This window comes from Wolbachia endosymbiont of Drosophila leontia (assembly GCF_028981785.1).
In the GTDB taxonomy this organism is placed as follows: Bacteria; Pseudomonadota; Alphaproteobacteria; order Rickettsiales; family Anaplasmataceae; genus Wolbachia; species Wolbachia pipientis.
In genome coordinates, this window is sequence record NZ_JAPQLK010000097.1 from 1 (window position 1) to 6,373 (window position 6,373).

Here is a 6,373-nt window from a genome sequence, read left to right on the forward strand (position 1 = left end):
CCAATATTTTAAAGCGGATAATAACCCCAGGGCTTCTTTTGCCTTTTTTTCGTTTGGTAAATTTCTTAATATTTATGGCTAAACGACAATCGTCATCCCGCAGCGGGATCTAGAGATACCGTGGATGAATCGCGGTATGACGTGTTGAAACAATCCGATAAGCGTAAACCTCGTCATCCCGCTGCTTGTTAGCGGGATCTAGAGATACCGCGAATGAATCGCGGTATGAGGGACTGCTGTTATTCCAGTGCTCCTTTTTTTGTCATCCGAGTAGCTGACACTGGGATCTATTTTGCATGTAACTCCAATTGTGTTTTGGCATAAAACGCGACGCGTATTAGACTTATTTGCAAGCAAAGCTTGCTAGATCCCAGTGTCAAGCACTGGGATGACAGGGGGGGGGAGGCTACTTGCATGACAGCGAAGGGGCTACTGCCCTCTTGGATGGAAACCAGTGTCAGCTACTTTCATGACACCAACAGTTGATATTGGTTTGTTGCTTTACTGGCAGCTACTAGCTATGCCTCAAGTTTCCTATTCAAAACTTTCAATATTAGATCCAATTCATTTGAATTATTATACCGTATCATAACTTTACCCTTAGAATTGTTGCCATTAATTTTGATCTTTAAACCAAGTTGAGAAGATATAGCGCCTTCTATTACCGTCATATCTTGATTTCTAGTATATTTCTGCTCTTTTTGGTTGTTGCCTTGATGCAAATCTTTTATCAATTTTTCAGTTTGTCTAACGCTTAAGCCTTGAGAAACTATTCTTTCTGCAATACCTTCAGCATTTTCAACATTAATCAACGCTCTTGCATGACCCATAGATAGTTTTTTTTCGTTGATCATTGTTTTCACCCTACAGGGAAGTGACAACATCCGAATCATATTGGTTATGTGGCTGCGGCTTTTGCCTATAGCTGAAGCTAATTCCTCATGTGTATAGAAAAACTCATCTATCAGTTTCTTATACGCTTCACCTTCTTCTATTGGATTAATATCTTGTCTTTGTATGTTTTCAATTATGGATACTTCCAAGCATTCCTTGTCGCTCAGATCTTTTATGATAACCGGTGCACTATTAAGATTTGCAATCTTGCTTGCTCGCCAACGACGTTCCCCGGCTATTATTTCATAACCGTCATCATTTGAATCTTTGCGTACCACGATAGGCTGTATAATGCCACTTTTCTTTATCGAATTTGCAAGTTCTCTTAATGACTCCTCGTCAAAATGTTTCCTCGGTTGAAATTTGCTTGGGTGCAGTAATAAAATAGGCAAATGCTCTTGTCGATCTTCTTTATTATCATAATTATCGCCTATGAGGCCGGCAAGACCTCTGCCGAGGCGTCTATCATCCTTCATACTACGCCCTCGCTTACTAGTTTCTTCTCCTTACAACTGCTCGCGTGCTTTTTTAAAATTTCCCTTGCCAAACTTATATATGCTTGTGCACCAGGACACTTAAGATCATACACAATAGCAGGTTTTCCATGAGAAGGCGCTTCTGATAACCGTACGTTACGTGGAATAACAGTCTCATACAATGGGATGATAGTTTTGTATACTTTATCATTTAAATACTGGCAAATATCGTTTTTAATCTGTTCACTGAGTTTGTTACGCCTGTCATACATTGTTAACACTATCCCTTCTATTGCCAAAAAAGGGTTTAGGTTATTCCTTTTTATCAGCTCTACAGTTTTAACTAAATGGCTTAATCCTTCCAGAGCAAAAAATTCACACTGAAGAGGGACAATAATAGAATTAGCAGCAGTCAAAGCATTTATGGTTAGAAGCCCAAGTGATGGAGGGCAATCGATGATTATATACTCATAATTATCGCGTATCTTCTCTAGTGCGCTTTTTAGCACAAATTTTCCTCGCTCAAGTTGCGATAATTCAATTTCTGCAGCTGATAAATCAACTACTGACGAAATTAGTGATAAATTTGAAATTTCCTTTATATTGAAAATTGCCGATTCTATCAATTTATTTTCGCTGCTTAGTAGTATTTTGTATATATTTTTTTCTTCCCTACTACGATAAGAAATCCCGAGCCCGGTGCTAGCATTTCCTTGAGGATCAAGATCTACCAATAAAGTGCTTTTTCCCACAGCAGCAAAGGCTGTCGATAAATTTATACTAGTTGTGGTTTTGCCAACTCCACCCTTTTGATTTACTATTGCAATAATCTTGCTCACGCCTTTTATCTTATGTATAAAATAATTCTATTGTATATATGCAAGAAACTTTTGCATTAGAAAATTTTTTTGTTGTGAACCACACTAAAATTAGACTGTCTTTTTTGCTTTGTGTAACACACTTTGAACCTTGTTTCCTAATTCATTCAGAGTGAATGGTTTTGGCAAAAAGTGAAAATCTTCTATATTGATGTCATCACTCTTTAAAAAAGCATCTTCTGCATACCCAGAAATAAAAATAACGTTGATATTTGGCCTATGGATCAATGCTTCTTTAACTATTTCTGGGCCGCTCACCTCTGGCATGATTACATCAGTGATTATAAGATCTATGTGTTGACTTTTTTTACTGATTATTTCTAGCGCCTCGCTGCCTATGCTTGCTTCTATTACATCAAATCCTTTCCTTTTTAGTGCTTTAGCAATGAATTCCCTTACTGAATCTTCATCTTCAATCAATAAAATTATACCATTACCTTTAATTTCACTTACTACCGGTCTTTCTATTTCTTCACTATCTTCCTCTCTCAGATTTTCATCGGATATGTAAACCATGGGCAAAAATATGCTAAATTTAGTTCCATGATTTACTTTGCTAGCAACATAGATGTATCCTTCAGTTTGTTTAATAATGCCATATACAGTAGAGAGGCCAAGACCTGTACCAGAGGTAATATCTTTGGTAGAAAAAAATGGGTCAAATACCTTTCCAACTGTATCACTTGTCATTCCACATCCAGTATCAATTACTTCAATCACAACATAATTTCCATGTTCGATCGTTTCCTTGTCTGGAGAAAACATATCCTGAGATGTAGAATTTAATGAGTCAATCTTTTGATTAAAGGTTCGTATAGTTAATTCCCCGCCCTTTTCCATAGCAGCACTAGCATTAACTGCTAAGTTAAGTATAACTTGCTCTAATTGCCCTTGATCGGCCCTAACAGCACCCAAGTCTCTACCATAATAAATGTTAAATTTTATATTTTCACCTATTAATCTTTTTATCATTTCATAAAGATTAGCTATAGTTCCATTTACATCAATAATTTTTGGCTGCAAGGTCTGTCTTCTTGAAAAAGCAAGCAATTGTCTTACTAAATTTGATCCACGCTTTGCATTTTGCTGTATCTGTATTATATCTCCAAAAGATGGATCACCAGCTGAATGCTGGAGTAAAAGCAAATCGCAAAATCCTATTATCCCAGTCAATATATTGTTGAAATCATGCGCAATACCACCTGCTAACTGCCCTATAGCTTGCATCTTTTGATAATGCTCAAGCTTTATCTCTAGGTTTTTGTGTTCAGTATTGTCAATAAAATAACAAAGTATGAAGATCATCTTATTATGAAGAAACTTATTGAAATATATTTTTATGTTATTACCGCCGTTGAGCTGTACATCAAAAGACGCATTATTTATTCTATTACTCAAAAAATATTCACGTATTTTCACATGATAACTATCCAATATCAACGTAAAGATTGAATTATTATCTGACCCTGCAAGCTTTATTAGTGCCGTATTTTTCTTTACAAAGTTGCCGTTTATGTCACATTGTGCAATAGCAATTGATGAATTTGCAAAACAAGGGTGTAATTGATAATCAACAATATTTGATTCGGTTGGTGTTATAAAGCCATATATATAGCTATGGTTGTATTTATCACAAAATATAGCAGTGCTCATATAAGCCTTGAATGGAATACCACTTATAGTAAAAAACAAAATTTCATTATCGGTTGTTGTATTGTTATATTTAGATTGAGATATAAAATCACTGATTGAGCTACCTTTTTCCAGTTTTTTTAGTTCAAATATGTCTAAAAATCTTTTATTTACAGATAAAATCACCCCTTTGGCATTTGCAATGTAAGTTCCTATGCTGTGTTTTTCTATTAACTCTTCATATATCTGCTCCTTGTTTATCTGTGTTGCTTTTAATACAAAATACCCATCTGGCCTTGCTATTGGCACTAATGATAAATTTAAAATCTTATTACTATTTATAGCAATTTGGGGATTATCTGGTATCGGCTCAAAGAGCAAAAGAAAGTTAGATACTCTATTCTTCTTGTTTAAGGAAATGCATACCTGTACAGAAGAGTTATTTTTTAGTGCATGATAGAGTACTTTTTTGTCTGCTTCTGAAACATCTCCTATTTCAAGAATCTTGCCTAACGTAATGTCATTATCTATTATATGATCTTTAAACCTTTCGCAGAACCTTGCATCAGCATAAATAATACCTTCATCTTTATGTAAAATAAGGCAAAATTCTGTATTATGATTTAGTGCATTTGCAAATATTGCATTTTGAAATTCTATAGTGTTAAGTATGTATCTGTAGCGTTTTACATTATATATCATAAAGAGAGTTGTTAGAGTGCTAACTAATAAATTAATCCCTATATTAATATGCTGACTATATATATCAAAAAAGTAGAGTATCGATATTGCTACTGAAGGTAAGAGCATAATAACTGCCATCACAACAATTGACATTCCATAATTTCTTAGTATGAAGTCAACCCTGTTCTCTTTTTTGTTATCTATGTATCTTTTATTCATTATTGTTACTTGGCATTGTTGTACATACGAAAATGTTTTATTATATTGATTTAATTATTATAGATTTATTAACGTCTTTGATAGATAATTACCATCCAAATCTAATTAAGTTCCTTAAATATCAGATATAACAATGTTAATAAGCTAGTAAGAGGATATTATGGAAAAACAAAAAACACAAGCATTTAAATGGTTCTGTGCACTAAGAGATAAGATTATAGAATCTTTCTTATTAATTGAAAAACAATCATCCGCAGAGCCAAAGATCGAAAAGAGAAAGTGGGATCGCCCAGGTGGTGGAGGTGGTGAGTCTACAATTATTTTTGGTAATGTTTTTGAAAAAGTTGGAGTAAACGTTTCAAAAGTACACGGAAAATTTGCAGATTCAGCCATTAATGAGATTCCTGGTGCAAGTGAAAGTAACGGAGAGTTTTGGGCAAGCGGTATATCTTTAGTGTCTCATATGCAATCGCCCCTTATCCCTGCAGCACATATGAACACAAGGCTGATATATACTTCAAAACAATGGTTTGGTGGAGGAATGGATTTTACGCCAGTATATAAAAATGAAGAAGATTGCGAGTATATTCATGAATCAATCAAAATGACATGTGATAGATTTGACACCGGATATTATCCAAAATTTAAAGAGCAATGTGACAACTATTTTTTCTTACAACACAGAAAAGAGCCGCGTGGCATTGGTGGCATTTTCTATGATAATCTGAGTTCTGGCAACTGGGAAAACGATTTTGAGTTCACAAAAGCAGTAGGTGAAGCCTTTTTGGAAATTTATTCGCACGTCATACGTAAACATATTCAAAAATCTTGGACAAAAGAACAACGAGAAAATCAATTAATAAAACGTGGCAGATATGTAGAATTCAATCTGTTATACGATCGTGGCACAAGGTTTGGTTTAATGACTGACGGCAATCCAGATGCAATTATGATGTCAATGCCACCACTTGTTAAGTGGTTATAGAGAGCTGCTATTAGTAGAAAATAAATCATCATAGTTTAAAATTGTACCATGGTAGTGAGCTTTTATATAGGGGGTATAATCATGGGCATAATAGATAATTTTTTAATTAAATCTGTCAAAAACAATGACATAAAAGGTGTTAAACTGACCCTAATTCTCTATGATGCATTAAATAGTTTTAGAAAATTCTTTTCAAAGACTATGTCTCTCAAGAATACAGGATCATTTGATATAAATAATAATCAAGCTTTAAATCAGGCTTTAGGACATGCTACAGATCACAAAATAATGGAATTGCTGATTAATCGTGGAGCTGATATCCACTCAATAGATGAGAATGGAAAGAATGTTATAATTCGTGTTATTGAGAGTTTAGCAGAATCAAAAAATCTAAAATTGGATAGTGAGAACCTGTTTAAAATCTTCGCAATAGGAGAGAAATGAAGGAAAGGACAATCATTTGCAAGCTGGTGTTGAGTTTACGTTCGCAATTTTTCCACAATCTTCNACATTTTTCTAACCAAGCAAAAGATCGCTCAACAACCCATCTCTTTGGCAATACAACGAAAGAATGTAATTCACTTCGCTTTATTACCTCAACAGTT

Annotated in this window: 6 protein-coding genes; 2 read left to right on the top strand and 4 right to left on the bottom strand. The window is 34.5% G+C overall.

Annotated features, from left to right (window positions below):
* Window positions 1–518: 518 nt before the first annotated feature.
* From OZD63_RS03155 to OZD63_RS03165, 3 genes are all read right to left on the bottom strand, one after another.
* Window positions 519–1,370 (bottom strand): ParB/RepB/Spo0J family partition protein, encoded by an 852-nt coding sequence (locus tag OZD63_RS03155; RefSeq protein WP_274979948.1) that lies wholly within the window; start codon window positions 1,368–1,370, stop codon window positions 519–521.
* The gene (locus tag OZD63_RS03160; protein ID WP_274979947.1) at window positions 1,367–2,209 is read right to left on the bottom strand and encodes a ParA family protein; all 843 of its coding nucleotides are present in this window, start codon (window positions 2,207–2,209) and stop codon (window positions 1,367–1,369) included. Before OZD63_RS03160 ends, OZD63_RS03155 begins: the two co-directional genes overlap by 4 nt.
* 90 nt (window positions 2,210–2,299) lie before the next feature.
* Window positions 2,300–4,783 carry a response regulator gene (locus OZD63_RS03165; RefSeq protein ID WP_275008091.1) on the bottom strand — a complete coding sequence of 828 codons (2,484 nt, stop codon included), beginning with the start codon at window positions 4,781–4,783 and terminating at the stop codon, window positions 2,300–2,302.
* Between the two features lie 160 nt (window positions 4,784–4,943).
* On the opposite strand from OZD63_RS03165, the gene hemF reads away from it, so the two are divergent.
* A complete protein-coding gene (hemF, locus tag OZD63_RS03170) occupies window positions 4,944–5,768 on the top strand; it encodes an oxygen-dependent coproporphyrinogen oxidase (RefSeq protein WP_274979945.1) in 825 nt (274 codons plus the stop codon).
* A gap of 81 nt (window positions 5,769–5,849) precedes the next feature.
* Window positions 5,850–6,212 carry a hypothetical protein gene (locus OZD63_RS03175; protein WP_275008093.1) on the top strand — a complete coding sequence of 121 codons (363 nt, stop codon included), beginning with the start codon at window positions 5,850–5,852 and terminating at the stop codon, window positions 6,210–6,212.
* Here the strand turns inward: OZD63_RS03175 and OZD63_RS03180 are convergent.
* Window positions 6,184–6,373: transposase (locus OZD63_RS03180; RefSeq protein ID WP_275008094.1), on the bottom strand; the 190-nt coding region annotated here is incomplete at its 5' end. The two genes, OZD63_RS03175 and OZD63_RS03180, sit on opposite strands and share 29 nt — an antisense overlap.